This is a genomic window from Snodgrassella alvi (assembly GCF_002777425.1).
GTDB classification, from domain to species: Bacteria; Pseudomonadota; Gammaproteobacteria; order Burkholderiales; family Neisseriaceae; genus Snodgrassella; species Snodgrassella alvi_B.
Window position 1 is genome coordinate 1 of record NZ_MDVC01000092.1, and the last position, 22,899, is coordinate 22,899.

The following is a 22,899-nucleotide window of genomic DNA, read 5'->3' on the forward strand; positions in this document are numbered from 1 at the left end:
TTAAGAATGGAAATTGGCGAAAAGATGTTCTTAATGATCCATTAAATAAAATAGATGTTCCAGGACATAAAGGTCCACACCCAGAAGAAATGCATCAAGAAATATATAAACGTTTAAAACAAGCTAGTGATAAAAGTCCAGAAGCATTTAAAGAAGCTTTAGCAGAACTTGGTAAAGAAGCTGTGACCCCAAATTCATGGTTAAATAAAATATTAACTAAGAGTGACTAATAAATGAAATACTTTAAACTAAATCCAAATGTTAACAGCAAAAAGTGGAGAGGATGTATTATTCCACGTGATGAGTTGATTGATGATGGAGGTAATGTAATTCCCGTTGATTTTTTGTCTTTAATAAAAATACCTACAAACAAAAAACTTTTTTTTAAAAAATTAAGGGATGGTTATTTCTCACCAATAAGTACAATTGGAGCTAAATATCTCCTTTTTGATAGTAAAATTAATAGGATAAACAATATATCGGGTAATGGTGTTAAATTAATTCCTATTTCTGATAGTGAGAAGCCAGAAAAAGCATATTTAATAATGTACCCTTTTGAATGTGTTGATTGTGTTAACTGGGATTTATCTGAAATAGACTTATGGCCATCAGGCTATGTTCCAAAAGAATGGGAATCAAAACGTGGGCGTTTTTTTCTAAAACCAGCTATCCACGAAAATAAAATTCCTAAACATTTAGATGCATTTTGTTTAAATGAATGGGATGGGGCATTTAATATTATTATTTCAGAAAGACTTAAAAATAAAATATTATCACTTGATTTTGATCATTCATTTTTAGAATTTTATGAGCTAGTTCAAACGTAAATTAAATAGCAAAAATTTGTCTATAACCTTTAATTTTATCGTCATAATACAGACTTACATCCAGCCCGATCATTATCTTATTTTAGCGTTTGATAATTTGATAGATGGAAAGTAGAAGTAGGACTATATAGATAACTACTAGTCCTAATTGATGATTTTGGACTGTTGATAATATGACATCAATTACTGGTACAGGTGGTGATGCGACTGATCACGATGCGAATAATAAATTCTTCTAAATAGATTTAAAACTACAACTAGAGTTACTTACGACCCACTGGGCAACCGCATCGCCACCACCCTGCCGGATGGGCGCACCATCAACAGCCTGTATTACGGTTCCGGCCACCTGCACCAGATAAATATCGACGGCCACATCATCAGCGACATCGAACGCGACAACCTGTACCGCGAAGTATTACGCACTCAGGGATGCCTGAACACCCAGTTCAAATACGACCGCAACAGCCGGCTGCAACGCAAACAGATACAGCGCAATCAGAATCCCATCCTGCCTGATATCCTGCTCGAACGCAGCTACCAGTACGACAACCTCGACCGTCTGGTAAGCAAAAAACACAGTAAACACGGGCAGACCGATTACCGCTATGATCACACCGGCAGAATCGAAGGCTGCCGAAACCAGAGATACTGGGAGACCTTGCAATACGACGCTGCCGCCAACCTGCTGGACAGCAAATACAGAGAAGACTACAACAACCACAACCTGATTCGCTGTAACCAGCTGCTGCATTTCAGAGGACACCACTACAGCTATGACGAGCACGGCAGAACCCAGACCAAACAGAGCATCGGTGCTACCCAGCACTACCACTACGACGCCGAACACCGCCTGAGCGAAGTACGCATCGAACAAACAGGCCGCAGCCAGCGTTACGGCTACGTCTACGATGCACTTGGCAGACGTATCGAAAAACATCAGATAGACCGCGAAGGCCAACCCTACAACCGTACCCGCTTCCTGTGGGACGGGTTAAGAATGATTCAGGAAACCGGCTCGAATCACCCTACCAGCCTGTATATCTATACCGACCAGAACAGCTATGAACCACTGGCGCGGATAGACACAGACGGCAACCAAGAACAACATATTCGCTACTTCCACACCGACCTGAACGGCTGCCCGGAAGAGTTGACCGACGAAAACGGTAAAATACTGTGGGAATGTAGCTTTCAGCTCTGGGGAAAACGGATTCATGAAATTGAGCACGAATCAGTAGAGCAAAACCTCAGATATCAGGGACAATATTTAGACAGAGAAACCGGCTTACATTACAATACCTTCAGGTATTATGATCCGGATATAGGCCGCTTTACCCAGCCAGACCCGATAGGATTGCTGGGTGGCTTTAATCTATATCAGTATGCGCCTAATGGGTTGACTTGGATTGATCCGTGGGGGCTAAGTTATATAAATCCTAAAACCATTTTGTTTTCACAAGATGATATTGGTTCTAACTTTAGTGATAAAAGAAGCGTAAATGAACTTATACATAGGCTTAAAAATGATCCTTCATACGTAAATAATTTAGAACCAATTAGAAAGGTAAGAATGCGTGATTTGCCCGCTGATATACAAGCAAAGTTATTATCACAAGGTGCGCATAAAGATTCTGTTTTTAGTTTGGATAATAGGCGTCTTTATGCTGCTAAAGAGGCTGGAATATCTAAGATTTCATCTAGATGGGCTACCCCAGAAGAGTTGTCTTCAGATACTTTAGTACGGCGTTTTTCAACTAAAACCGGTGGTAAATCAATAAAAGTGAGAAAGTGTGGTTAATATGAATCTGAAGGAAATACAAACAAAATATGGTATTATTTATACACGAAATGCATTAATGTTATCTGAGGTTAAACTAGAATGTTATCCATTCACCTTGGTTGTTGATACGTCATTGTCATTAGCAGGCTGCAAACCAGAAGTTTTAAATGTTCCAGAAGTTAAAGTTACATTTATTTTCAGTGATATTGATAGTTTATTTATTTATAAAATAGATGAGTATCCTTATGAAAAATATTCAAAATCTAGCTTTGATGTAGTTGATGAGGTTCATAAAAAAGGAAAGCAACGTATAATACTTAGTACTTATGATCATATTTTTGATGTAATTGGTAGATATGAAATTAAATATTACTAAAAAATAAAATTATAGAAGCTGGTTCAATAATTAGATATATGTAAGATAAAGAGTTGTGGCATCAGGTTTGCTGAAACATCTCACAATAAAATGTTGCAGCCAATCTGATTGCATCAAAGGCAAACAAAGTGCCAGCCGCAGCCAGCGTTACGGCTACGTTTACGACGCCTTAGGCCGGCGTATTGAAAAGCATCAGATAGACCGCGAAGGCAAGCCTTACAACCGTACCCGCTTCCTGTGGGACGGGTTAAGAATGATTCAGGAAACCGGCCTACATTACAATACTTTCAGGTACTATGATCCGGATATAGGTAGATTTACTCAGCCAGACCCGATTGGGTTGCTGGGTGGATTTAATCTGTATCAGTATGCGCCTAATGGGTTGACTTGGGTCGATCCACTTGGGTTGAGCTGTAGTTTTAATAGTAAGTCGAATCGTTGGCGTAATAATGAAACAGGACGTTTTACCAAACGCCCAACTGATCCATCAGAATTAGTTAGAAATGGGAGGGTGAATAAAGCAGACATAGATGCATGGGCCACACAAGGAGGAATACCAAATACTTGGCATGCTGATCCTAATCGTTTCCCCAAAGGTGGATTTAAGTATGAAGGTGAAGGATATAAAGTACATGGACATGGCATGAATCCTGTTGCACAATCAAAATGGCCAACGTCAAATTCAGCAAATGGCCCAACGGCTAGGATTACAAATACTACAAATAAGCAAAGTTATAGAACAGATGGAACATGGGGAAAATTTGACAGTGATAGAAATGCAGCTCATATTCCATTAGATGGATCAGGATATTAATTTATGAACGAGAATATACTATACAATTTTTTGAAAAATAGACCATCCCTTTTAGATTATAATGATGAACTAAAGCTAATAGGTATTATGACTAAACTACCTATGAGTTGGCTCATTAAAAATAAAGATGAATTTATTTGTGCTTTAGACCAATTACATGACTCACATACGGATGGTGGATTTTTATTACAAGAGGAATGTGACGATATTATATTTGATAATTTTTGTGAATGGCTAAGAGAAGTAAATAATAAAACCGGCATACCGACATTAGTGTATATTGATGATTTTTCAAGTGTTGGACTTAATAAATTTAGAGAAAGTATTAGAAAAGATGAAAATACAGATAAGTAAGATCTAAACAATATTAGATCTAAATCTTTATACGTCTTGAATTGGTATTTAGGGGTGTTATTATCATAATTTATTAAGAAAAATGTTTAGTCAATAAATATTTAACAAAATAAAAGGCTATTCATTAATACTAGAAAGTACCGGAAGAACTAACCGATGCAAACGGCGAATTACTGTGGGAATGTAGCTTTCAGCTATGGGGAAAACGGATTCATGAAATCGAACATATCCCCATCCAACAAAACCTCAGATATCAGGGACAATATTTAGACAGGGAAACCGGCTTACATTACAATACTTTCAGGTATTATGATCCGGATATAGGTAGATTTACTCAGCCAGACCCGATTGGGCTGCTGGGTGGATTTAATCTGTATCAGTATGCGCCTAATGGGTTGACTTGGATTGATCCGTGGGGGTTAGCATGTAAAGGTCGCTCAGGAAAGCAAAACAGACTTAGAGAACTAGCAGATGATCCAAAACAACCTAAACATATTAGAGGCTGGTTAAAGAATGAAATCCGACATAAGGAGACAGGTAATAGAAAAACTATACGTCTGCCAGGAAATTCAAGAAATTCAAAATCTCCAGGAAAAGTTTTAGCACATAAGCGTGGAAAAAGGGCAAAAGATGGTTATTCATATGAACACTCCGTAATGCAAGATCATGATCTTCATCTTTTAGAACACAGACACGAAGGATATTAGTTATTATGAATAAAGAGAAAATATTAAATGTAACATCATTGGATTCAGAAGAAAGACTAGACTATTTTATTAGAAAAGTGGCTGATTTTGAAGTATTATGGGGTAATTATGGAGATAATGGTTGGTTACAATTATATGCAGAAAATGGTAGAAAAGTAATGCCATTTTGGCCAGAAAAAGAATTTGTAGTTAATTATAATATTACTCATAAGTTTAAATGTTCACCTAAAGAAATTGATCTGGATTATTTTTTAGACAAATGGATTAAGGGATTAACAAAAGAAAAAATTGACCTATTAATATTTCCTGTTGAAGAAAAAAAAAGTTGTATTATTAATCCATTAGAATTAAAGACACTGTTAGAAGAAGAATTAGAGCAGTATGAATAAATAAAAGTTGAAGAATACTTTTATTTGTATAAAACACTTAATATACTATAGTAATAAAGTAAAAAATTTTGGCAGTACCTAATACTACCACTACGACGCCCTTGGCAGACGCATCGAAAAACAAAAGTTAGACCGCGAGGGCAAACCTTACAACCGTACCCGCTTCCTGTGGGACGGCTTAAGAATGATTCAGGAAACCGGCCCGAATCACCCTACCAGCCTATATATCTATACAGATCAGAACAGCTACGAACCACTGGCGCGGATAGACACAGACGGCAACCAAGAACAACATATCCGCTACTTCCACACCGACCTGAACGGCTGTCCGGAAGAACTAACCGATGCAAACGGTAAAATACTTTGGGAATGTAGCTTTCAGTTATGGGGTAAACGGATTCATGAAATCGAACATGAATCAGTAGAGCAAAACTTCAGATATCAGGGACAATATTTAGACAGAGAAACCGGCTTACATTACAATACTTTCAGGTATTATGATCCGGATATAGGACGCTTTACCCAGCCAGACCCGATAGGGCTGCTGGGTGGGTTTAATCTGTATCAGTATGCGCCTAATGGGTTGACTTGGATTGATCCGTGGGGGTTATCTCGATATTCGGGTGTTGATTTTTCTGGAACAGATGCTTTATATCAGGATGGTGTAAATATTGTTAAGATAGAAATGACTGGAGGAAGATATGGTGATTTTAAAAATGCCAATAAGATTGCAGGCTATACAAATTCTAAAGGTAATATAACAGGCAGGTCTCATCCAGAAGGATATACATGGCATCATTTGAATGATTATGATTCCAAAACAAATACATCAACTATGCAATTAGTAAAAATAGAAGCGCATGAAGCTACATATCCACATGCAGGTTCTGTTAGTCAATTTGAAAAATATCACGATGTTAAATACGAAACATCCAAAGCTAAGGCTAAAGCTAAAGAGATTTCTTCTAAGCTTTTTGGTAAATGTTAATGGAGGAATATGATATGAATTTTGATAAGATGGAAACATATCATGACGATGATGGCATAGCAATAGATATTATTTTACATACTTTTGGCCATCAAAAAATTCCAGTTATTTATTTGGAGTCAGATGTATGTGATAAAAAAATGAAAATAGATATTAATTTTATTATATCGCATCAAGTTGAACTTCATAATATAATTGAAAAAGAAATAGCTTTATATACTAATAGAATTTACAACAAAAATTTATATAAATGTACATTAATGAAAATCTATTTATTCTCGGATATTGAAAATGAATACGGTTTTTTATTCGATTGGTCAGGGGATACAGAACATGGGATAGGGGTAAAAATTAAAGATTTATCAGTGAAAAAAATAGGGAGTGCAGAAATAGCATTTCTTTAAAGCCCTGTATTTATATAGAAGGCCAACCCTACAACCGTACCCGCTTCCTGTGGGACGGCTTAAGAATGATTCAGGAAACCGGCCCGAATCACCCTACCAGCCTGTATATCTACACCGACCAGAACAGCTACGAACCACTGGCACGTATAGACACAGACGGCAACCAAGAACAACATATCCGCTATTTCCACACCGACCTGAACGGCTGTCCGGAAGAGTTAACCGATGCAAACGGTAAGATACTGTGGGAATGCAGCTTTCAGCTCTGGGGAAAACGGATTCATGAAATCGAACATGAATCAGTAGAGCAAAACCTCAGATATCAGGGACAATATTTAGACAGGGAAACCGGCTTACATTACAATACTTTCAGGTACTATGATCCGGATATAGGTAGATTTACTCAGCCAGACCCGATTGGGTTGCTGGGTGGATTTAATCTGTATCAGTATGCGCCTAATGGGTTGACTTGGGTGGATCTGTGGGAGTTAAGTGCTAAATGGACTAAAAAGGGAAGTCCAAACTACAGGCAACGGTCATATTGCTTATGAATATGAGGTATTTATGGCTTTGGATTTTATAGCATCAAATAAGCAAAAGAAAATAGATGAAAACACACAGGTATTTTCACTTGAGAAGTCTGATTATGATAAATTATTTAATGATGCGAAACCATTAAATCAGTACCCAATAATAAAAAAATTTGATAATTATTATGCCGATACTACTATTTTATATGGAGAGATTCAGCCCTTAATAAAGGAATTAGAAAGTCTTATTAAAATAAAAAAGTTACACCTTGGATCAATTATTCATTTTATTGATTTTCTGGAAAAATCATTTAATGATGGTTTAAATATATACATATATTGTGACTAGGGAGCTTGTGTACCAGCCATTTTCCTGACGATCGTGTAAACGCTTGCTGAAAAAGGTATTGGCTGCGGCCAGATTGCTGATATAGCTGCCGGCTTCGGGACGGAAAACGCAAATTTCTTTATTTGAAGAATGCGAATTATTTCCTGTACCAGAACCGTTGCCGCCGCTGTTATCAGCGTCTGAACCGCCTGTGCTGGAGCCGTCTCCAGTACCATCTGACGGATTGTCTCCAGAATTTGCCTTCACCTTAATGGTCAAATACCATAAATTTCACCATTATTATTAATTTGCAGACTATCTTCACTGATCGTTACTGCACCTTCGTCACCATCACCACTAGCACTGCCATCCCCACCATTATCACCATGAATTATCACGTCTGAATTTACAGAAATCGGATTCTCAGCGGCAAGAGTTTCATCCATTGTCTGAAAAATGTAAGCTGCTTCCCCATCAGTGCCGTTTTTGCCAGCATTAGTACCTGCAATTCCATCCACATCGTTAAGTGGTTGAAGTTCATACTCTATTTCATCACTAGGGAGGGTAATAATCTGTGTTTCTGCTACTGCCTGCGTGCTGAACATCATGCCACTCAATGCTATGGCCACGCTTACTGTGGCTGTTTTTTTATGTGCACGAGTGAGCTCACCAATAGCAATCCATGTTTGATGCAATGTGCTCCAGATTAAGCGATAAATGCGGTTCATTTTATTCCTTAAGATTCAAAATATTGCTTAATAAGCAGAATTTATGCGCTCTTATGAAGCGCACATAATATGTCTTTCAATTAAATTAGCAGCAACGGGGATTTTTTTACTGATTAATCGAAAGCTGATAAATATTTGTGTATTTACAGTAAAAATTGCCGTTCAAATTTAAAAACTATAAATAGTTTGCTCAATGAAAAAATTTTAAATTAAACAAATTTTCTTTCATCCCCTTAATGAAAGTTAAATCAATGAAATATTTTACTAAAATTATGACGAATTTTCCAAAAAAAAAGCAACTAATTTATAAATTGCAGTTAATTAATGATTTTATTGGAATAACTTCACTAAGCCATAAAACGTTTTCAGAAGATGAGGGAAATCGCACTATAAATAGAATAAATTGATTTTTTTATTTTAATCATAATTTATTAAGTATTAATATATTGTTTATGAATTATAAGTAAGTAACGCTTACACCTGAACGCAGAAAAACAGGTACAAAACCGGCCGGATTAAGCCTCAATCCGGCCGGTGTTATGAAAAGATTTTTGTCTGTACAGATGCAATTTTTGCTTGTACGGTTTCTTTACTGGCAGTAGTTAATAAAATACTTTAAAGCGTTCTGTGTCATCAATAAAGGTTTTTTCGGGGAAAGGTGCTTCATTGGAACCAAAAGGCATCATGGCACGCAATTTCCAGTTATCCGGTATCTGCCACTCTTTGGCAGCAGCGGCATCCGGCAGTGGATTGTAGTGTTGTAGACTGGCGCCGATGCCAGCATTAGCTAGAGCCGACCAGACAGCAAACTGGGCAATGCCACTCCCCTGTTCCGACCAAATGGGAAACTGCTCGGTATAGCTGGGAAATTGCTGTTGCAGGCTGGCAATGGTTTGCTGGTCTTCATAAAACAATACTGTACCGATGCCGGCAGCAAAGCTGTTGATTTTGGCTTCGGTGGGGGCAAATTTGTCGGCTGGAACGATGGCGCGTAATTCCTGCATGACAATTTGCCAGAATTTTTGACTTTGCTGGCCAAAGAGAATCACTACGCGTGAGCTCTGTGAATTGAAAGCTGATGGTGACAGTTTAACGGCCTGTTCTATCAATGCAGTTATTTCTTCCTGTGCCTGCGAGACATTTCTGCCCAGTGTATATTGGGTACGACGTTTTTCAATGGCTTCTATCAATGCGTTGTTCATTTTATTTCCTTTATCATTTTGTAATTAAATTATTAATTTGAATCAAACATACATTGCTATATTAGCGGAAAAATTTCAACTTACCCAGCTCTGTCTGCCAGTACAACAGATTTCAATCTTTGATATTTAATTAATTTTATTGCTTTGTAAACAATATGTAATAAACAAGAATAGCTGAGATTTGCCGCTATGGCGGCGGTTTTAGCTGGTGGTTACACAGCATTTCCTCACAGGAATTGATTTTTTGAATTGTGCTGAACTGGCAAAATATATATAGCAAACAGGCTGTTTTTAATATATTTTTTATAAAAATTACTGTTGTTTAATTAGGTAAGTTATTCCGGTAAGGATTATGGTTGTTAGTTTTAGTATGGCAGATAGTGGCGCAAAAAGGCGGTAATGGCGATACTGAATATTACTGTTGGCAATAGGGAAAAGCGCCATGCCAGTAATATGGTGATGATTACCGATAACAGATTGGCAGGATGAGTAGTGGCAAATGCTGGTGCAATAACTGCAATTAGTACACAGCCGGGAATGGATTCAAGTACTCTGGTCAGGCGCGACCCCAGTGCGCGCTTGCGCAGTAGCAGATAACCGCTGACTCTGGTTACGTAAGTAACCAGTGCCATGGCCAGAATAGTGAGGACAGCAGGTAAATCAATCATAAGCAGCTATCATAAATGCTACAGCCAAACCAGCTAGCATACCCAGCAGAACGTACCATGTGCACCGGGCAGAAAACAGTAGCTGGCAATAGCCACCAGCAAACTAACCAGCCACGGAATGGCCATTTTACAACCTTTCCACATACCTTTAAGTAACACCAGAAATACCGCGACAAAGGCCATATCAAAGCCGTAGTGAGTAACATCGCCAATTATTGGGCCGATAAGCGCGCCTATTGTTGTACATCCTATCCAGACCAGATACAGGCCAAAACTTGTACCAAGATAAAAGTAATAGCTGAATTTCTGCGCAGGTGAGCTTTTGGCATCGGTGAACGCCAGTGCCCAGCTTTCATCACACATAAAAAACAGCGCAGGTAAAACTTTGCGTTTGGGTAAGTCTTTTAAATAAGGTGTCAGTGCGGCACTCATTAAAATATGGCGGCTGTTTACCAGCAGTGTCATTAGGGCTATCAGAAATAGATGTGGCGGTGATGTCCATAAGTTGACGGCAACAAATTCGGAACCACCGGCAAAATTTACTGCGGTAAGCAGTGAAATTTGACCAGTACTCATGCCCTTCTGGATTGCCTGAGCGCCTAATACCAGTGAAAACGGAATAAAGCTTAGCATAACAGGCAAGGCGGTAATCAAGCCTCTTTTAATCTCCTGTGCAGGTGATGGTATAGCGGATGACGACACTACTGGGCGCTTTCTTGAGTATGGTTTGGCTAGCACTAGATTATAAATAATATATTTTCATGGCGTAAACAGAATATGATTGCTTATTACACGTATCAAATATAGCAAAACTGATTAGAAACTGTGCCCAGTGCAAGAAATTATTAGCAGCAATATTACAGACACTTTTATACAGACTGCCAGCTGGTGTATTCAACAGATGGCAAATTTTGAGCATCTGTACAGTTCCATCTATATGGCTACTACAGGTAAATGCCAATGTTTCAGCAGCAGGTTATCTATGTTGCTCTGGCAGATAAAAGCTGCATGGTAATATACTGGAATAGTGGTAATTGCTGCTGGCCATGTCTTTATACTTTATCAATATAAACCAGTTAGTTATATGTACTGAAGAATAAGAAGCTGGACAATGTTTTCTATAACTTTGCGATATGTAGTTTATACCTGTCATAATAAATCGTACTGATATATTTTGTTTCTTCCCTGCTGCTGGTATTAGTAATAGGATTTGTTAGGGATTCTTTAAAAATATTATATTGAAACTTATAAATCAGTCTAGCTGGCAGAGATGCCAGCAATAATGGTTTGCGGGATAAATTTTCTTCTCTTTGCTGAATTATAAGCACCAATTATGGGTAACTGAGAGATAAGTAAACTTATAAAAAGAATCAATTTATTTGCGGGTATTGCACTTATTGTCTTATCGGCTATTTAGTCTGTTTTGAAAGTTTAAATGATTTATTTGCAATATGTTAAAAAACTTCAGGATATACAGCTTATTAAATTGGCTTATGTAGTAAATAAATTGTGAATGACATCCCTTTATACTGCCCAACAATACCAGTGGTACTTTTTTTATTGCTGATTAATTAAAACAAACCAGCATAATTACTGCTGGTCTGTAGGCTGGTTACTGATAGTAATGGACGATATTGAGTAAATCCGAGCGGGACATATCTCCAGGGTTGTTGCCGGGCTGGCCTTCGGGAATAGGAATGCCCATTTTTTTGAAGTGTTCTACCCAGTATTCTGGGAATTTACCGGTATCTTTGGATTTGAAAGTCATGGCGCGCAAGGGGAAAACTTCTTGTCCGTGATTGGCTTCTTTGAATATCTGGTAGATTAATTCGGAGCAATAATACTGGTCGTTGTTGATATCGAAGGCATCATCGTATTTTTTACCCACTTTCTGGCGCGCATGAACCAAAGCAGAAGAAATCAATGGCTGGTAAGCTGCTTTTAATCTGCCTACCACGGCACGGGGCTGGCACTGTTTTTTCGGATGCAGATATGCGCGCAGGGGAGTAATTTTTACTTTGGGGTGTGTTGCTTCGATTACATAGTGCTGGCTAGGAGTTTTCTGCCAGACAATGCCCACATGGGTAAAATTATATCCCTCCAGACCGCTGGTAGCGGCCTTGATGGCACTGCTCATACCGCCAGCGCAGTCTTCCAGAAAGATAAGATCGCCATTTTGCACGTGAAAGGGCTTCTGGGCATAGACATTCAGGCTAAGTAACAGGCTGAAAACAAATGCCAGCAATGACTGGATGTATTTCTGGTTCATATCTGAATCTTATGCTTTTGGTAAATAATGGTTAATTATACAGAATATGTCATTATTAGCCAGTGTTAATCCTGCATAGGCAATATGTTCCCTCTTATGCATCAGTCAACGTTTTTACCTCGCTTGCGCTGAAAGATGCGGTAACTGGCAGCAAATGCAGCAATGGCGGCGCCAATCAGTGCACCACCGATAAACATGGAAACCAGATCAACGGTTTTGCCCACATCCAGACTATCCAAGACCTGTTTGGCACTCAGTTTTTGGCCGTTAGGGCTGCTCATGCCTGCTATCATATGACGGTTGTTGCACTTGGGCAGTAAGGCTGTCTGGTCGGCCGGCTGTGGATAGGCTTGTCTAACCGCAGCTTCACACTGCTGAATCTGTGCCGGAGTCACCAGATTAAACCAGCCACCAATATATAAGCCGCCAGCCAGCAGACAGGCGGCAACAATGCCCACCATTACGGCAGAACCTCTCTTCTGCTCTGCTAGCGGTGCAGAAACTTTTCTGTTTTGCTGTTGTTCGGCTTGGCGTTTGATTTGACGGGTTTTGTTACTCATTTGCGCTCATTTCGTTGCGACAAATTTAGGGAAATAGCTGATTACCAAGCATCTAGTTGTATTGGCCAACAATTGGGAAAACTAAAATATGGGTAACCAGACAGTCTGATGCTGAATGATACCTGAAGCTGTCTATATTCGGTTAATTGATGTAATGGTTTTGATAAACATCTTGTGGCTGGATTTCGGTGTAGCAATTAGTTTTGCAGGAATTTCAGCTTAACGCCAGCTTTGGTTTTCGCCAGCATTTCGCTGACGTTCTCCCCCAGATACAAGGCAAGGCCAATGGTAAGCATATCGACTACCATTAGCTGTAACAGGCGTGAAATCATCGGTGTATATTTTTCACTGTCTTCAGGGGTAATAACGCTAATTACGCAATCGCAGGCTTGTGCCACCGGTGAGCCGGCGCGGGTAAGGCCGATAATTTTGGCGCCGTTGCCTTTGGCTATTTTGATGGCATCCAGTAAATCGCGTGAGGAACCGGAATGGGAAATGACTACCAGAACATCCTGAGATGACAGAACAGCAGCGGCCATTAACTGTACATGACTATCGGTATAGGCAACAGTAGACAGGCCAAAACGAAACAGTTTGTGCTGTGCATCCATCGCTACGATGCCGGAATTACCAGCACCATAAAATTCGATGCGGCGAGCTTTGGCCATAAGTTTTACTGCGGTATCCAGATCAGCAGCATTAAGTGACTTACGACTGCCCAGCACGGTGGCAGCGGTGTTGGCGATAACTTTATTCAGCACGTCCTGCATGGAATCAGTGCTATTCAGTTCTTCATGCACATAAGGCATGCCATCATGGCCAATGCTGGCAGACAGATTGAGTTTGAATTCTGAAAGTCCGCTATAGCCCATACTGCGACAAAAACGAATAACAGTAGGCTGGCTGACACGGGCCTCTTTGGCAATGTTGGCGACAGCAGCATGCACAAACCATTTGCTCTGAGCAAGTACACACTCGGCTACGCGGCGTTCTGCCGAGGATAATTCGGGTAATTTTTGGCTGATTTTGGCTAACATTCTGCTCTCCTGTTTTGTTGGCACAACAAAACAGGAAAAGAAATATGTCTACTAACTGCATGCATAATAAACCTGCTGACTTCTCTTGTATTGCCTGTTTATCCTAATCACGAGTATAAACGAATGCAATATCTTTGGTGCGGATTAGCGTTACCGACATGGCTATAAAGCCATAAATAGTTATTTTTGTTCTAGAGTTAGGTTTGTCTTTGTATACGTCATTTTCTAAACCAGTTTTCTACCCGCCTAGCAGCGATACTGGCCTAATGCGTTGAATATGATATCAAGCAGACGTTGGTTATCCACACTTTCCATGACATTGACAGGCTGATGAGTTACTTCAGGCATGCCTACAGTGAGTCTTAAGGCACCTTCTTTCCAGCGGCGGCTGCTGGCACGGGTATAGTCGCGCGCAGTGGATACGTCAACAATATAGGGCGAGCTGGTAACGATATTGCTGTCTATCAGTTTGGCCACACATAAAACATCATGAATCCAGCAACCGGCAAGATGACGGGTCTGGATGGAATAATCCATCCATGGGCGTGAAGTGCGCACGATAAAGTCGGTTAGCGGATTGGCAAAGCTTTGCAGTTTATCCAAATCCTGATGGGTAAGCATAGTCTGGGTAGTGACATCCAGAGGAGCCAGTGTAATGTTGGCACCGCTTTCAATTACAATTTTGGCTGCTTCAGGGTCGACTGCAAAGTTGGTATCTTTCAGATAGCCGTCCAACTGAAAGACACCACCCATGATAACGATTTCGGCTACCGAACGGGCAAAATCCGGATATAGTTGAATGGTATGGGCAATATTGGTTAACGGGCCGATGGCTACTACGGTGATTTCTCCGGGATTGCCACACACCAGTTCGCCAATCGCCTGAGCAGCATGAGGTGCGCTGTGGTCGTTGAGTGCGGGCAATGGCGGCAGATTATCCCATAAAGAGAGCAGTCCCTGTTTGCGAACATTATTGTCCAGCTGTTCGCGCCATGGGGCGGCCGGTTCAATCAGTGCCTGTGCCGCACCTTTAACTACCGGTATATCTTTATTCAGCTCTTGCAATAGCTGGCGGGCTACCTGATAGCCGGTATCACGTGGTGTATTACCGGCCACAATGGTAATAAGTTCAAGTTTGATTGAATCTGCGGCCAGTGCCAGCGCCAGTGCCAGACCATCATCAACATTTGCACCTGCAATGCCATTACCGGGATCACAGTCAATCACGATGCGCTTCATAAGTATTACCTATGCGTCAATGGTAACGGAGTCAGTGGCTGACTCCGTTACATATGTTTCAATCAGTTTGTCAAAGCGATTAAATAGCGTCTTCTACCGCATTCAGATCGCGTCCGCGGGTTTCCGGAGCAAAGAATGTGGTGAAGAAACCAATACCGGCCATGGCTGCAAAGTATATGGCAATCGGCCACCATGTTTGATAATGCTTCAGTAATGCTGAGGCTACTAATGATGCTGTGCCACCCGATATGATTCCACCGAGTTCTTTGGCCAGAGCCATTTTGGAATAGCGGTTACGTACGCCAAACAGCTCCACACCATAGGCTGCCTGCACACCGAAAATACCCAGTGAAGCCAGACACATACCAATAACAATAATACTGCCTACAATAAATGGATCACGGGTTTCCAGAAACATATAGGCCGGAACGGCATACAGCATCAGCAAGAAACAAAACCAGCGGTAAACAATACGGCGACCGTAACGATCAGACAACCAGCCGGCAAAAGGTATCACAAAGAAACCCAGTAGAGAGGCAATAAATACCGCCGTAGTGGCAACAGTTTTACTAACTTGCAGAGATTCGACTACATAGCCAATGACAAAGCCCTGTGCAAGATAAGATGGGCCATTTTCGCCAATACGCAAGCCCAGCATCACAAAAAAGGCTTTATTCCTTGCCCAGAACGAAGTTTTGCTAGACGGAGTGTCAACTGGTGATTGGGTAGAAGTAACGGTTTGTGGTTGAGCTTGTAGTTGTTTTAATTCGTTTTGTTCCTGTTCGAAAACAGGTGTCTCACGTACATGCCGGCGGATAAGGGTTGCAGCAATGGCAATCACAGCACTGAGGATAAATGGGATACGCCAGCCCCAACTAATCACATCTTCATCATCAAGCATTAATACCAGCAGCCATACCGCAGAAGCAATCAGCGTACCACTGTTGGAACCAATGCCGATTATGGAAGCAATCAGACCACGCCGTTTTGGCGGCGCATACTCTCCTAGCATAACCGTAGCACCTGAAAGCTCGGCACCGGCACCAAAGCCCTGTACAAAACGTAACATGACTAGAATCAAGGGAGCCCATATGCCAATGGTGGCATAGCTGGGAATAAAGCCAATCAGGGTGGTGGAAATTCCCATCAGGGCAATAGTGGTTACCAGTACGAATTTCCGTCCTTTACGGTCGCCCAGCCGACCAAAGAAAATGGCACCAATCGGGCGGGCAAGAAAGCCAACTGAATAAGTGGCAAAACTAGATAACAAAGCAATTTTAGGGCTTACATTTGGAAAAAATACCTTGCTGAACACCAGGCCTGTGGCCAGGCCATACAGGGCAAAATCCACATATTCCATGGTGGTTCCAAGCCAGCAGGAAAGTGTTGCCTTAATAAATTCCAGTCGTCCTTCGGGGGTGGCTAAACGTTGTTCAGCTGCGCTCTGCTCATGGCTGTCAACTGACGATTGTAAGTCACTCATTCAAATATCCTATGGTTACAAATCAGGGTAATACTACTTAGAAACAAAAGGTTAAAACAAAATTTCCAGCACAAACTTGCTGCCTATATAAGCCAGCATCAGGCTGACAAATGACACAATGACCCACCAAGCCACTTTTTTCCCGCGCCAGGCCTGAGTATGGTGTCTGAACAGGATAACCAGATAGATTAGCCACGACAGCACGCCAAACACCGTTTTATGGTTAAAGCGTGCCGGTTCACCAAACACAGCCTCAGAAAACACTGTGCCACTGACAGCCGCAATGGTCAGAAGCACAAATCCCGCCTGTAAACCTTGAAACATTAATTTTTCAATCGCCAGCAATGGCGGCAGGAATGATTGCTGCGGTACAGTTTTATGCCGGTGCAAATAATGGTTGCGTACCAGCATCAGCATAGCCAGAAGTGCGGTAATGCCAAACAAGGCATATGCCAGCAATGCAGACAAAACATGTATCATGAATGCACTATTGTGCATTAGGTAAGCAGTAGGCCGCCCCGGCAACAGCCAGGCAATCAGCAATACCACTGCTGAACAGGGAAACAGTGCTAACTGCAATCCCTGAAGTCGATAGCGAAAACTGCCCACCCAATACAGCACCACCATCAACCAGGTAATGAGATTGAGTGCATGACCAAACCCTACCAGTAGCACCCGTTGCTGTAACATTGGCTGCCACACCACAAAGGTATGCAGCAATAATACCAGCAGCAACAGTGACTGCTCACCTCGCAACGGATAGGGCACATCCGTATGGTGTTGCCAAAACCGCCATGCCAGCACAGAAAGTACGGCATAGGCAAGAATAAGCACCAGCAGCAATAAGCTCATGATTTTTCCGCAGCAATAGCGCGCCAAATTTTGGCGCGCATAGTGTAAAATAGGCAATTATTTATTGTTATGCCTGCTCCAAACTTGGGCAGGCATAGCAACAAGATGCCATTTTATAACCAAATCGCTTCTTATCCTACCCATTTATTGCGTCAATTACTGACAATAGACAATTTTCACCCGATATACACAGGCTGCTTACACATAGCTGGAGATGGTTTCGATGCTAGACAATTTATCAGATCGCTTTAGTAAAATTGCGAAAACCCTGCGCGGACAGGCGCGTTTGAGTGAAGACAATATCAAGGATGCCCTGCGTGAAGTACGTATGGCACTACTGGAAGCAGACGTTGCCCTGCCAGTTGTAAAAAATTTCATGTCTTCTGTAAAAGAACGTGCAGTCGGGCAGGAAGTCGTTGGCAGCCTAACGCCGGGGCAGGCATTTATCGGGGTGGTGAATGACGCCCTTACCGAGCTGATGGGTACCGAGAACAGCAGCCTGAATCTGGCCGCGGTACCACCGGCTGTCATTCTGATGGCTGGTTTGCAGGGGGCAGGTAAAACCACCACCGTAGGCAAACTGGCACGGCTGCTGAAAAATGAACAAAAGAAAAAAGTGCTGGTGGTTTCCGCCGACGTGTACCGGCCGGCAGCGATTGAACAGTTAAAATTACTGGCTCAGCAGGTTGAGGTGGATTTTTTTCCGTCTCATGAAGGTGAACAACCGGTTAACATTGCCCTGAATGCACTGGATCACGCCAAAAAACATTTCTATGATGTATTGATGGTAGATACGGCTGGCCGGCTGGCTATTGACCAGAAAATGATGGACGAAATCCAGCAGATTCATGCGGCGATTAATCCGGTGGAAACGCTGTTTGTGGTGGATGCCATGCAGGGGCAGGATGCAGTGAACACGGCACAGGCCTTTAATGACACCCTGCCCCTGACCGGTGTGGTATTAACCAAGATGGACGGTGATGCCCGTGGTGGTGCCGCCCTATCGGTACGCCATGTAACCGGTAAGCCGATTAAATTCATCGGTGTCGGTGAAAAAATCAATGGTCTGGAACCATTTTACCCAGACCGTCTGGCCTCACGCATTCTTGGCATGGGCGATGTACTTTCACTCATTGAAGATGTGCAAAAAGGCATTGATGAAAAAACCGCGCAGCAAATGGCGAAAAAGCTGCATAAAGGCAAAGGTTTTGACCTGAATGACTTTAAGGCACAGATTCAGCAAATGCGCAAAATGGGCGGGATTGAATCAATTATGTCCAAACTGCCGGGCGACATGGGACAAATGGCCAAGCAGGTACCGGAAGGCACAGCAGAAAAAGCCATGAACCGGGTAGAAGCCATCATCAATTCGATGACAGCTAAGGAACGCGCCAATCCGCTGTTGATCAAAGCCAGCCGCAAACGCCGCATTGCCAATGGTTCCGGCGTTACCGTGCAGGAAGTGAATAAAATGCTCAAACAGTTTGAGCAGTCACAGAAAATGATGAAATCATTTAGCAAGGGCGGTATGGGTAAACTGATGCGTCTGGCCAAAGGCATAAAAGGTATCATACCGCAATAATCTAAATCATCAACGCACTGCCTGAATTCTTGTTCAGGCAGTTTTTTATTTCTGCTATCAGTGCCACCTGAGCAGACGCTTTAATTCAGCCTGTACAGACTGATATTTTTATTGTAAATTATTCAGGACAGTTGATTCTTTCTGTTTAATCACTCTGCCTAAAAAGGAGTAATATTATGCGTAAATTTAATGATAAAGGCTTTTTTTGAGCCAACCAGTAAACGTCGTAAAGGTTTCCCATCCGAAACCAGCGTTAAACGCGGATTGGTACGGATTGTTCATGGCGATAAAGTTTTGCATGAAAAGCTGGGTCGCAATGATCGCTGTCCATGCGGCTCCGGCCGCAGCTTTCAAAAAATGTTGCCTAAAAACAGGCTGCTTTCGATGGCAGCAACAGACATGACTATTTCCGCTGATTTCTGCCACTTGTACTGTTACTGATTTAATCAGCTTTTAATTGCTATCTTCCGGTATGCTGCTAGTATTATGAGTATACCGGAAGATTATTAATTGCTTTTGCATAGCTGATTTATGAGCAAATAATCAACAGACACAGCAATCGGGATATGCTGACACCGATATCAGCCAATCACCGTACTGATATACCCTGCACTTCACTTTTTCAGCGATATTACCGGCAAATCATTACTCATCTGATTTACTTTCACACGCTCACAACGCGTAGTTTGCTGCCATATTATTCAGAATTTAACAAAAGCGCATCATCTTAAACCATGCATTAATGCATGAGTTATAATCGAAGTCTTATTTTTTTGATTTTTTCCCAATTCGTAACCATGTTAAATACCCAATATTCTCCGAGTGAAATTGAAACCCGTTTGTATCAGCAATGGGAACAGAGCGGCTATTTCACACCATCACTGGATTTAAGTAAGCCTTCTTTCGCTATTCAGCTACCACCACCCAATGTTACCGGTACGCTGCATATGGGGCATGCGTTTAACCAGACCATCATGGATGGCCTGACCCGCTATCATCGCATGAAAGGCGAAAATGTCTGCTGGATTCCCGGCTCTGACCATGCCGGTATAGCAACCCAGATTGTGGTGGAACGTCAGCTGGCGGTAGAAAATATTTCTCGCCATGATTTGGGTCGAGAAGCGTTTATTGCCAAAATCTGGGACTGGAAAAAATTCTCCGGCGGCACCATTACTGAGCAAATGCGCCGTGTCGGCTGCTCAGTAGACTGGAACCGCGAATACTTCACCATGGACGAAGTTCGTGCTGAGGTGGTAACCGAAGTATTTGTACGCCTGTTTGAGCAGGGACTGATTTATCGCGGTAAACGGCTGGTGAACTGGGACCCTGTATTGGGTACGGCCGTATCTGATCTGGAAGTGGAAAATATTGAGGAAAACGGCCATATGTGGCATATCCGCTATCCACTGGCCGACGACCCAAACAATGCCCTGATTGTGGCCACTACCCGCCCGGAAACCCTGCTTGGTGACGTAGCCGTGGCCGTACATCCTGATGATGAACGCTATGCCGGCTTTATTGGTAAACAGGTAATCCTGCCATTATCAGACCGTACCATCCCAGTGATTGCCGATGAATATGTGGATAAAGACTTTGGTACTGGCTGTGTAAAAATCACACCGGCACACGACTTCAACGATTACGAAGTGGGTAAACGCCACCAGACTGTACTGATTAATGTATTGAGTCTGGACGCCAAAATCCTGCCGCAGGCAGAAGTGTTCGATTTTCAGGGGCAGGCACAGACAGCTATCGATCTGCCGGCAAAATATGCTGGTCTGGATCGTTTTGCTGCACGTAAACAGATGATAGCCGACCTTGAAGCGGAAGACTTGCTGGTTAAGGTAGAAGAACACAAGCTGATGACGCCAAAAGGCGACCGTACCGGCAGTGTGATTGAACCGATGCTGACCAGTCAATGGTTTGTAGCCATGACCCGCAGCGCCAACAATGATGTTGCCCATCCGGAACCGGAATCAGAATTCAAAGGTAAAACTTTAACCGAAAAATGTATCCATGCCGTGGAAAGCGGACAGGTACGCTTTATTCCGGAAAACTGGGTAAATACCTATAATCAGTGGATGAATAATATTCAGGACTGGTGTATCTCACGTCAGTTGTGGTGGGGGCACCAAATTCCGGCCTGGTATGACCAGTCTGGCCGCGTATATGTTGCACGTAATGAAGCCGAAGCACGTGCACAGGCCGGTGCAGATGCGGTATTAACCCGCGATGAAGATGTGCTGGATACATGGTTTTCTTCCGCACTGGTGCCCTTCTCTACTCTGGGCTGGCCGCAAAACACTCCCGAATTGCAGGCGTTTTTGCCATCTCAGGTACTGGTAACCGGCTATGAAATCATTTTCTTCTGGGTAGCACGCATGATTATGATGACTACCCACTTCACTGGTAAAGTACCATTTCATGATGTTTATATTCATGGCATGGTGCGCGACCATGAAGGCAAAAAAATGTCTAAATCTGAAGGCAATGTGATTGACCCGGTAGATTTGATTGATGGCATTGATCTGGAAAAATTGCTGGTAAAACGCACGACTGGTCTGCGCCGGCCGGAAAAAGCACCGCAGGTAATCAAAGCCACACAAAAACTATTCCCTGACGGCATTCCAGTATTTGGTGCTGATGCACTGCGCTTTACCATGGCCAGCTATGCCAGTCTTGGCCGTAGCATTAATTTTGACTTCAAGCGCGCCGAGGGCTATCGCAACTTCTGCAATAAACTGTGGAATGCCAGCCGCTTTGTGCTGATGAATATTGAAAACCACGATTGCGGACAGGATGAAAGCCAGCCATTAAGCTACAGTTTCGTTGATAAATGGCTGCTGACCCGTCTGCAACAGACAATCACAGCAGTAAGTGAGGCACTGGATACCTACCGCTTCGATATGGCTGCACAAACGCTGTATGAATTTATCTGGAATGATTATTGCGACTGGTATGTGGAACTGGCCAAAACCCAGCTCCAGCGTGGTGACGAAGCGCAGCAGCGTGCAACTCGGCGTACACTGGTACGGGTATTGGAAGTGGTGTTACGTCTGCTGCACCCGATTATGCCGTTTATTACTGAAGAACTGTGGCAAACCATCGCGCCTTTGGCCAATGCAAAGCATACCGAAAGCATCATGCTGGCAGCATGGCCACAGGCAGACAACAGCCTGGCTGATACTGAAGCGGTAAACCAGATGCATTATTTGCAGGAGCTGGTGAATTCCGTACGTAATCTGCGCGGTGAAATGGGGCTGGCCATGAGTGTGAAAGTGCCGCTACTGGTAGAAAGTACAACGGATTTGGGTACATTATTGCCCTATCTGCTGCTTATGGCGCGCCTGAGTGAAGCCAAACAGGTAGCACAATTACCGGAAGGCGATGATGCGCCGGTAGCAGTATGTCAGGGTGCACGCCTGATGCTGAAAGTAGAGGTAGACAAAGCCGCCGAAACCGCCCGTCTGCAAAAAGAAGCAGAAAAGCTACAGAAAAATATCGACAAGATTGCCAATAAACTGGCCAAACCGGGCTATACCGATAAGGCTCCGGCACATCTGGTAGAAAAAGACCGCAGCGAACTGGCACAATTGCAGGACAGAATGGGCAAAATCAATTTGCAGTTGCAAAAATACCGCTGATTAAATTATTCATGTTCTAATAGCATCCACCAGACCATAAGCATATATATAGATCTGAAACACTGGCAATATCTATATGTCTGCTCAGTCTGGTGGTTTTTTATAGCAGCCAAGAATGTCCTGATAATAAATATT

General features: G+C 42.4%; 28 protein-coding genes. 15 read left to right on the forward strand and 13 right to left on the reverse strand.

All coding sequences use genetic code 11. The annotated features are described in order from the left end of the window. A partial coding sequence (locus BGI33_RS09020) for an AHH domain-containing protein (RefSeq protein ID WP_180296968.1) occupies positions 1-230 on the forward strand: 230 nt, incomplete at its 5' end. Positions 231-233: 3 nt separating this feature from the next. After that, positions 234-827: a hypothetical protein gene (locus tag BGI33_RS09025; RefSeq protein ID WP_065610589.1), complete on the forward strand. Its 594-nt coding sequence runs from the start codon at positions 234-236 to the stop codon at positions 825-827. A 235-nt stretch (positions 828-1,062) separates the two neighbouring features. Here the strand turns inward: BGI33_RS09025 and BGI33_RS14375 are convergent, their stop codons facing one another. Together BGI33_RS14375 and BGI33_RS13490 are read right to left on the reverse strand one after the other, a co-directional pair. Further along, entirely contained in the window at positions 1,063-1,203 is a 141-nt protein-coding gene (locus tag BGI33_RS14375; protein ID WP_257378938.1) for a hypothetical protein, read from the reverse strand. Between the two features lie 42 nt (positions 1,204-1,245). Continuing rightward, entirely contained in the window at positions 1,246-1,788 is a 543-nt protein-coding gene (locus BGI33_RS13490) for a hypothetical protein (RefSeq protein WP_218965177.1), read from the reverse strand. Positions 1,789-1,827: 39 nt separating this feature from the next. Between BGI33_RS13490 and BGI33_RS13495 the strand changes: the two genes are divergently transcribed. The 10 genes from BGI33_RS13495 (at position 1,828) to BGI33_RS09080 (ending at position 7,521) form a co-directional block, all read left to right on the forward strand. Beyond that, a complete protein-coding gene (locus BGI33_RS13495) occupies positions 1,828-2,628 on the forward strand; it encodes an RHS repeat domain-containing protein (RefSeq protein WP_218965178.1) in 801 nt (266 codons plus the stop codon). A gap of 1 nt (position 2,629) precedes the next feature. Further along, positions 2,630-2,986 carry a hypothetical protein gene (locus BGI33_RS09035; protein ID WP_100090886.1) on the forward strand — a complete coding sequence of 119 codons (357 nt, stop codon included), beginning with the start codon at positions 2,630-2,632 and terminating at the stop codon, positions 2,984-2,986. 67 nt (positions 2,987-3,053) lie between these two features. Beyond that, positions 3,054-3,800, forward strand: coding sequence for an RHS repeat-associated core domain-containing protein (locus BGI33_RS13500; RefSeq protein ID WP_257378936.1), 747 nt, complete (start codon positions 3,054-3,056; stop codon positions 3,798-3,800). A 3-nt stretch (positions 3,801-3,803) separates the two neighbouring features. Then, positions 3,804-4,154 carry a hypothetical protein gene (locus BGI33_RS09050; RefSeq protein ID WP_065588565.1) on the forward strand — a complete coding sequence of 117 codons (351 nt, stop codon included), beginning with the start codon at positions 3,804-3,806 and terminating at the stop codon, positions 4,152-4,154. Between the two features lie 173 nt (positions 4,155-4,327). Continuing rightward, positions 4,328-4,861: an RHS repeat-associated core domain-containing protein gene (locus BGI33_RS14245; protein ID WP_100090916.1), complete on the forward strand. Its 534-nt coding sequence runs from the start codon at positions 4,328-4,330 to the stop codon at positions 4,859-4,861. Between the two features lie 5 nt (positions 4,862-4,866). Then, entirely contained in the window at positions 4,867-5,250 is a 384-nt protein-coding gene (locus BGI33_RS09060; RefSeq protein WP_100090887.1) for a DUF2750 domain-containing protein, read from the forward strand. 184 nt (positions 5,251-5,434) lie between these two features. Next, complete coding sequence (locus BGI33_RS09065; protein WP_218965181.1) at positions 5,435-6,238, forward strand: RHS repeat-associated core domain-containing protein; 804 nt, start codon at positions 5,435-5,437, stop codon at positions 6,236-6,238. 14 nt (positions 6,239-6,252) lie between these two features. Beyond that, positions 6,253-6,642, forward strand: a complete 390-nt coding sequence (locus tag BGI33_RS09070) for a hypothetical protein (protein ID WP_100090917.1) — start codon at positions 6,253-6,255, stop codon at positions 6,640-6,642. Positions 6,643-6,707: 65 nt separating this feature from the next. Beyond that, positions 6,708-7,193 carry an RHS repeat domain-containing protein gene (locus tag BGI33_RS09075; protein WP_100090889.1) on the forward strand — a complete coding sequence of 162 codons (486 nt, stop codon included), beginning with the start codon at positions 6,708-6,710 and terminating at the stop codon, positions 7,191-7,193. A 13-nt stretch (positions 7,194-7,206) separates the two neighbouring features. Further along, positions 7,207-7,521, forward strand: coding sequence for a hypothetical protein (locus BGI33_RS09080; protein WP_100089915.1), 315 nt, complete (start codon positions 7,207-7,209; stop codon positions 7,519-7,521). Here BGI33_RS09080 and BGI33_RS09085 read toward each other — a convergent pair. From BGI33_RS09085 to BGI33_RS09140, 11 genes are all read right to left on the reverse strand, one after another. Then, the gene (locus BGI33_RS09085) at positions 7,495-7,767 is read right to left on the reverse strand and encodes a hypothetical protein (RefSeq protein ID WP_143557165.1); all 273 of its coding nucleotides are present in this window, start codon (positions 7,765-7,767) and stop codon (positions 7,495-7,497) included. The two genes, BGI33_RS09080 and BGI33_RS09085, sit on opposite strands and share 27 nt — an antisense overlap. A gap of 8 nt (positions 7,768-7,775) precedes the next feature. Continuing rightward, positions 7,776-8,228, reverse strand: coding sequence for an ESPR domain-containing protein (locus tag BGI33_RS09090; protein ID WP_100090891.1), 453 nt, complete (start codon positions 8,226-8,228; stop codon positions 7,776-7,778). Positions 8,229-8,830: 602 nt separating this feature from the next. Continuing rightward, positions 8,831-9,430, reverse strand: a complete 600-nt coding sequence (locus tag BGI33_RS09095; protein WP_100090892.1) for a nitroreductase family protein — start codon at positions 9,428-9,430, stop codon at positions 8,831-8,833. Between the two features lie 365 nt (positions 9,431-9,795). After that, complete coding sequence (locus BGI33_RS09100) at positions 9,796-10,098, reverse strand: AzlD family protein (RefSeq protein ID WP_100090893.1); 303 nt, start codon at positions 10,096-10,098, stop codon at positions 9,796-9,798. Between the two features lie 33 nt (positions 10,099-10,131). Beyond that, positions 10,132-10,800: an AzlC family ABC transporter permease gene (locus BGI33_RS09105; protein WP_306807375.1), complete on the reverse strand. Its 669-nt coding sequence runs from the start codon at positions 10,798-10,800 to the stop codon at positions 10,132-10,134. A gap of 910 nt (positions 10,801-11,710) precedes the next feature. Then, positions 11,711-12,367 carry a YiiX/YebB-like N1pC/P60 family cysteine hydrolase gene (locus BGI33_RS09115; RefSeq protein ID WP_100090895.1) on the reverse strand — a complete coding sequence of 219 codons (657 nt, stop codon included), beginning with the start codon at positions 12,365-12,367 and terminating at the stop codon, positions 11,711-11,713. Positions 12,368-12,468: 101 nt separating this feature from the next. After that, positions 12,469-12,927, reverse strand: coding sequence for a hypothetical protein (locus BGI33_RS09120; RefSeq protein ID WP_100090896.1), 459 nt, complete (start codon positions 12,925-12,927; stop codon positions 12,469-12,471). 197 nt (positions 12,928-13,124) lie between these two features. After that, entirely contained in the window at positions 13,125-13,964 is an 840-nt protein-coding gene (locus BGI33_RS09125; protein ID WP_100090897.1) for a MurR/RpiR family transcriptional regulator, read from the reverse strand. Between the two features lie 246 nt (positions 13,965-14,210). Then, a complete protein-coding gene (locus tag BGI33_RS09130; protein ID WP_100090898.1) occupies positions 14,211-15,203 on the reverse strand; it encodes a nucleoside hydrolase in 993 nt (330 codons plus the stop codon). A 79-nt stretch (positions 15,204-15,282) separates the two neighbouring features. Further along, positions 15,283-16,686: an MFS transporter gene (locus tag BGI33_RS09135; protein WP_100090899.1), complete on the reverse strand. Its 1,404-nt coding sequence runs from the start codon at positions 16,684-16,686 to the stop codon at positions 15,283-15,285. Positions 16,687-16,737: 51 nt separating this feature from the next. Continuing rightward, a complete protein-coding gene (locus BGI33_RS09140; RefSeq protein WP_100090900.1) occupies positions 16,738-17,538 on the reverse strand; it encodes a cytochrome C assembly family protein in 801 nt (266 codons plus the stop codon). A gap of 223 nt (positions 17,539-17,761) precedes the next feature. Between BGI33_RS09140 and ffh the strand changes: the two genes are divergently transcribed. From ffh to BGI33_RS09155, 3 genes are all read left to right on the forward strand, one after another. Continuing rightward, positions 17,762-19,120 carry a signal recognition particle protein gene (gene ffh / locus BGI33_RS09145; RefSeq protein ID WP_100090901.1) on the forward strand — a complete coding sequence of 453 codons (1,359 nt, stop codon included), beginning with the start codon at positions 17,762-17,764 and terminating at the stop codon, positions 19,118-19,120. Positions 19,121-19,309: 189 nt separating this feature from the next. After that, positions 19,310-19,561, forward strand: a complete 252-nt coding sequence (locus BGI33_RS09150; protein WP_100090902.1) for an SEC-C metal-binding domain-containing protein — start codon at positions 19,310-19,312, stop codon at positions 19,559-19,561. Between the two features lie 356 nt (positions 19,562-19,917). Further along, positions 19,918-22,764 carry a valine--tRNA ligase gene (locus BGI33_RS09155; protein ID WP_100090918.1) on the forward strand — a complete coding sequence of 949 codons (2,847 nt, stop codon included), beginning with the start codon at positions 19,918-19,920 and terminating at the stop codon, positions 22,762-22,764. Positions 22,765-22,899 lie beyond the last annotated feature (135 nt).

Coding starts and splice junctions, on each gene's coding strand:
- BGI33_RS09025 (WP_065610589.1), top strand. CDS start 234: ATGAAATACTTTAAACTAAATCCAAATGTTAACAGCAAAAAGTGGAGA.
- BGI33_RS13495 (WP_218965178.1), top strand. CDS start 1,828: ATGATTCAGGAAACCGGCTCGAATCACCCTACCAGCCTGTATATCTAT.
- BGI33_RS09035 (WP_100090886.1), top strand. CDS start 2,630: ATGAATCTGAAGGAAATACAAACAAAATATGGTATTATTTATACACGA.
- BGI33_RS09050 (WP_065588565.1), top strand. CDS start 3,804: ATGAACGAGAATATACTATACAATTTTTTGAAAAATAGACCATCCCTT.
- BGI33_RS09060 (WP_100090887.1), top strand. CDS start 4,867: ATGAATAAAGAGAAAATATTAAATGTAACATCATTGGATTCAGAAGAA.
- BGI33_RS09065 (WP_218965181.1), top strand. CDS start 5,435: ATGATTCAGGAAACCGGCCCGAATCACCCTACCAGCCTATATATCTAT.
- BGI33_RS09070 (WP_100090917.1), top strand. CDS start 6,253: ATGAATTTTGATAAGATGGAAACATATCATGACGATGATGGCATAGCA.
- BGI33_RS09075 (WP_100090889.1), top strand. CDS start 6,708: ATGATTCAGGAAACCGGCCCGAATCACCCTACCAGCCTGTATATCTAC.
- BGI33_RS09080 (WP_100089915.1), top strand. CDS start 7,207: ATGGCTTTGGATTTTATAGCATCAAATAAGCAAAAGAAAATAGATGAA.
- BGI33_RS09090 (WP_100090891.1), bottom strand. CDS start 8,228: ATGAACCGCATTTATCGCTTAATCTGGAGCACATTGCATCAAACATGG.
- BGI33_RS09095 (WP_100090892.1), bottom strand. CDS start 9,430: ATGAACAACGCATTGATAGAAGCCATTGAAAAACGTCGTACCCAATAT.
- BGI33_RS09100 (WP_100090893.1), bottom strand. CDS start 10,098: ATGATTGATTTACCTGCTGTCCTCACTATTCTGGCCATGGCACTGGTT.
- BGI33_RS09115 (WP_100090895.1), bottom strand. CDS start 12,367: ATGAACCAGAAATACATCCAGTCATTGCTGGCATTTGTTTTCAGCCTG.
- BGI33_RS09120 (WP_100090896.1), bottom strand. CDS start 12,927: ATGAGTAACAAAACCCGTCAAATCAAACGCCAAGCCGAACAACAGCAA.
- BGI33_RS09125 (WP_100090897.1), bottom strand. CDS start 13,964: ATGTTAGCCAAAATCAGCCAAAAATTACCCGAATTATCCTCGGCAGAA.
- BGI33_RS09130 (WP_100090898.1), bottom strand. CDS start 15,203: ATGAAGCGCATCGTGATTGACTGTGATCCCGGTAATGGCATTGCAGGT.
- BGI33_RS09135 (WP_100090899.1), bottom strand. CDS start 16,686: ATGAGTGACTTACAATCGTCAGTTGACAGCCATGAGCAGAGCGCAGCT.
- BGI33_RS09140 (WP_100090900.1), bottom strand. CDS start 17,538: ATGAGCTTATTGCTGCTGGTGCTTATTCTTGCCTATGCCGTACTTTCT.
- ffh (WP_100090901.1), top strand. CDS start 17,762: ATGCTAGACAATTTATCAGATCGCTTTAGTAAAATTGCGAAAACCCTG.
- BGI33_RS09150 (WP_100090902.1), top strand. CDS start 19,310: ATGATAAAGGCTTTTTTTGAGCCAACCAGTAAACGTCGTAAAGGTTTC.
- BGI33_RS09155 (WP_100090918.1), top strand. CDS start 19,918: ATGTTAAATACCCAATATTCTCCGAGTGAAATTGAAACCCGTTTGTAT.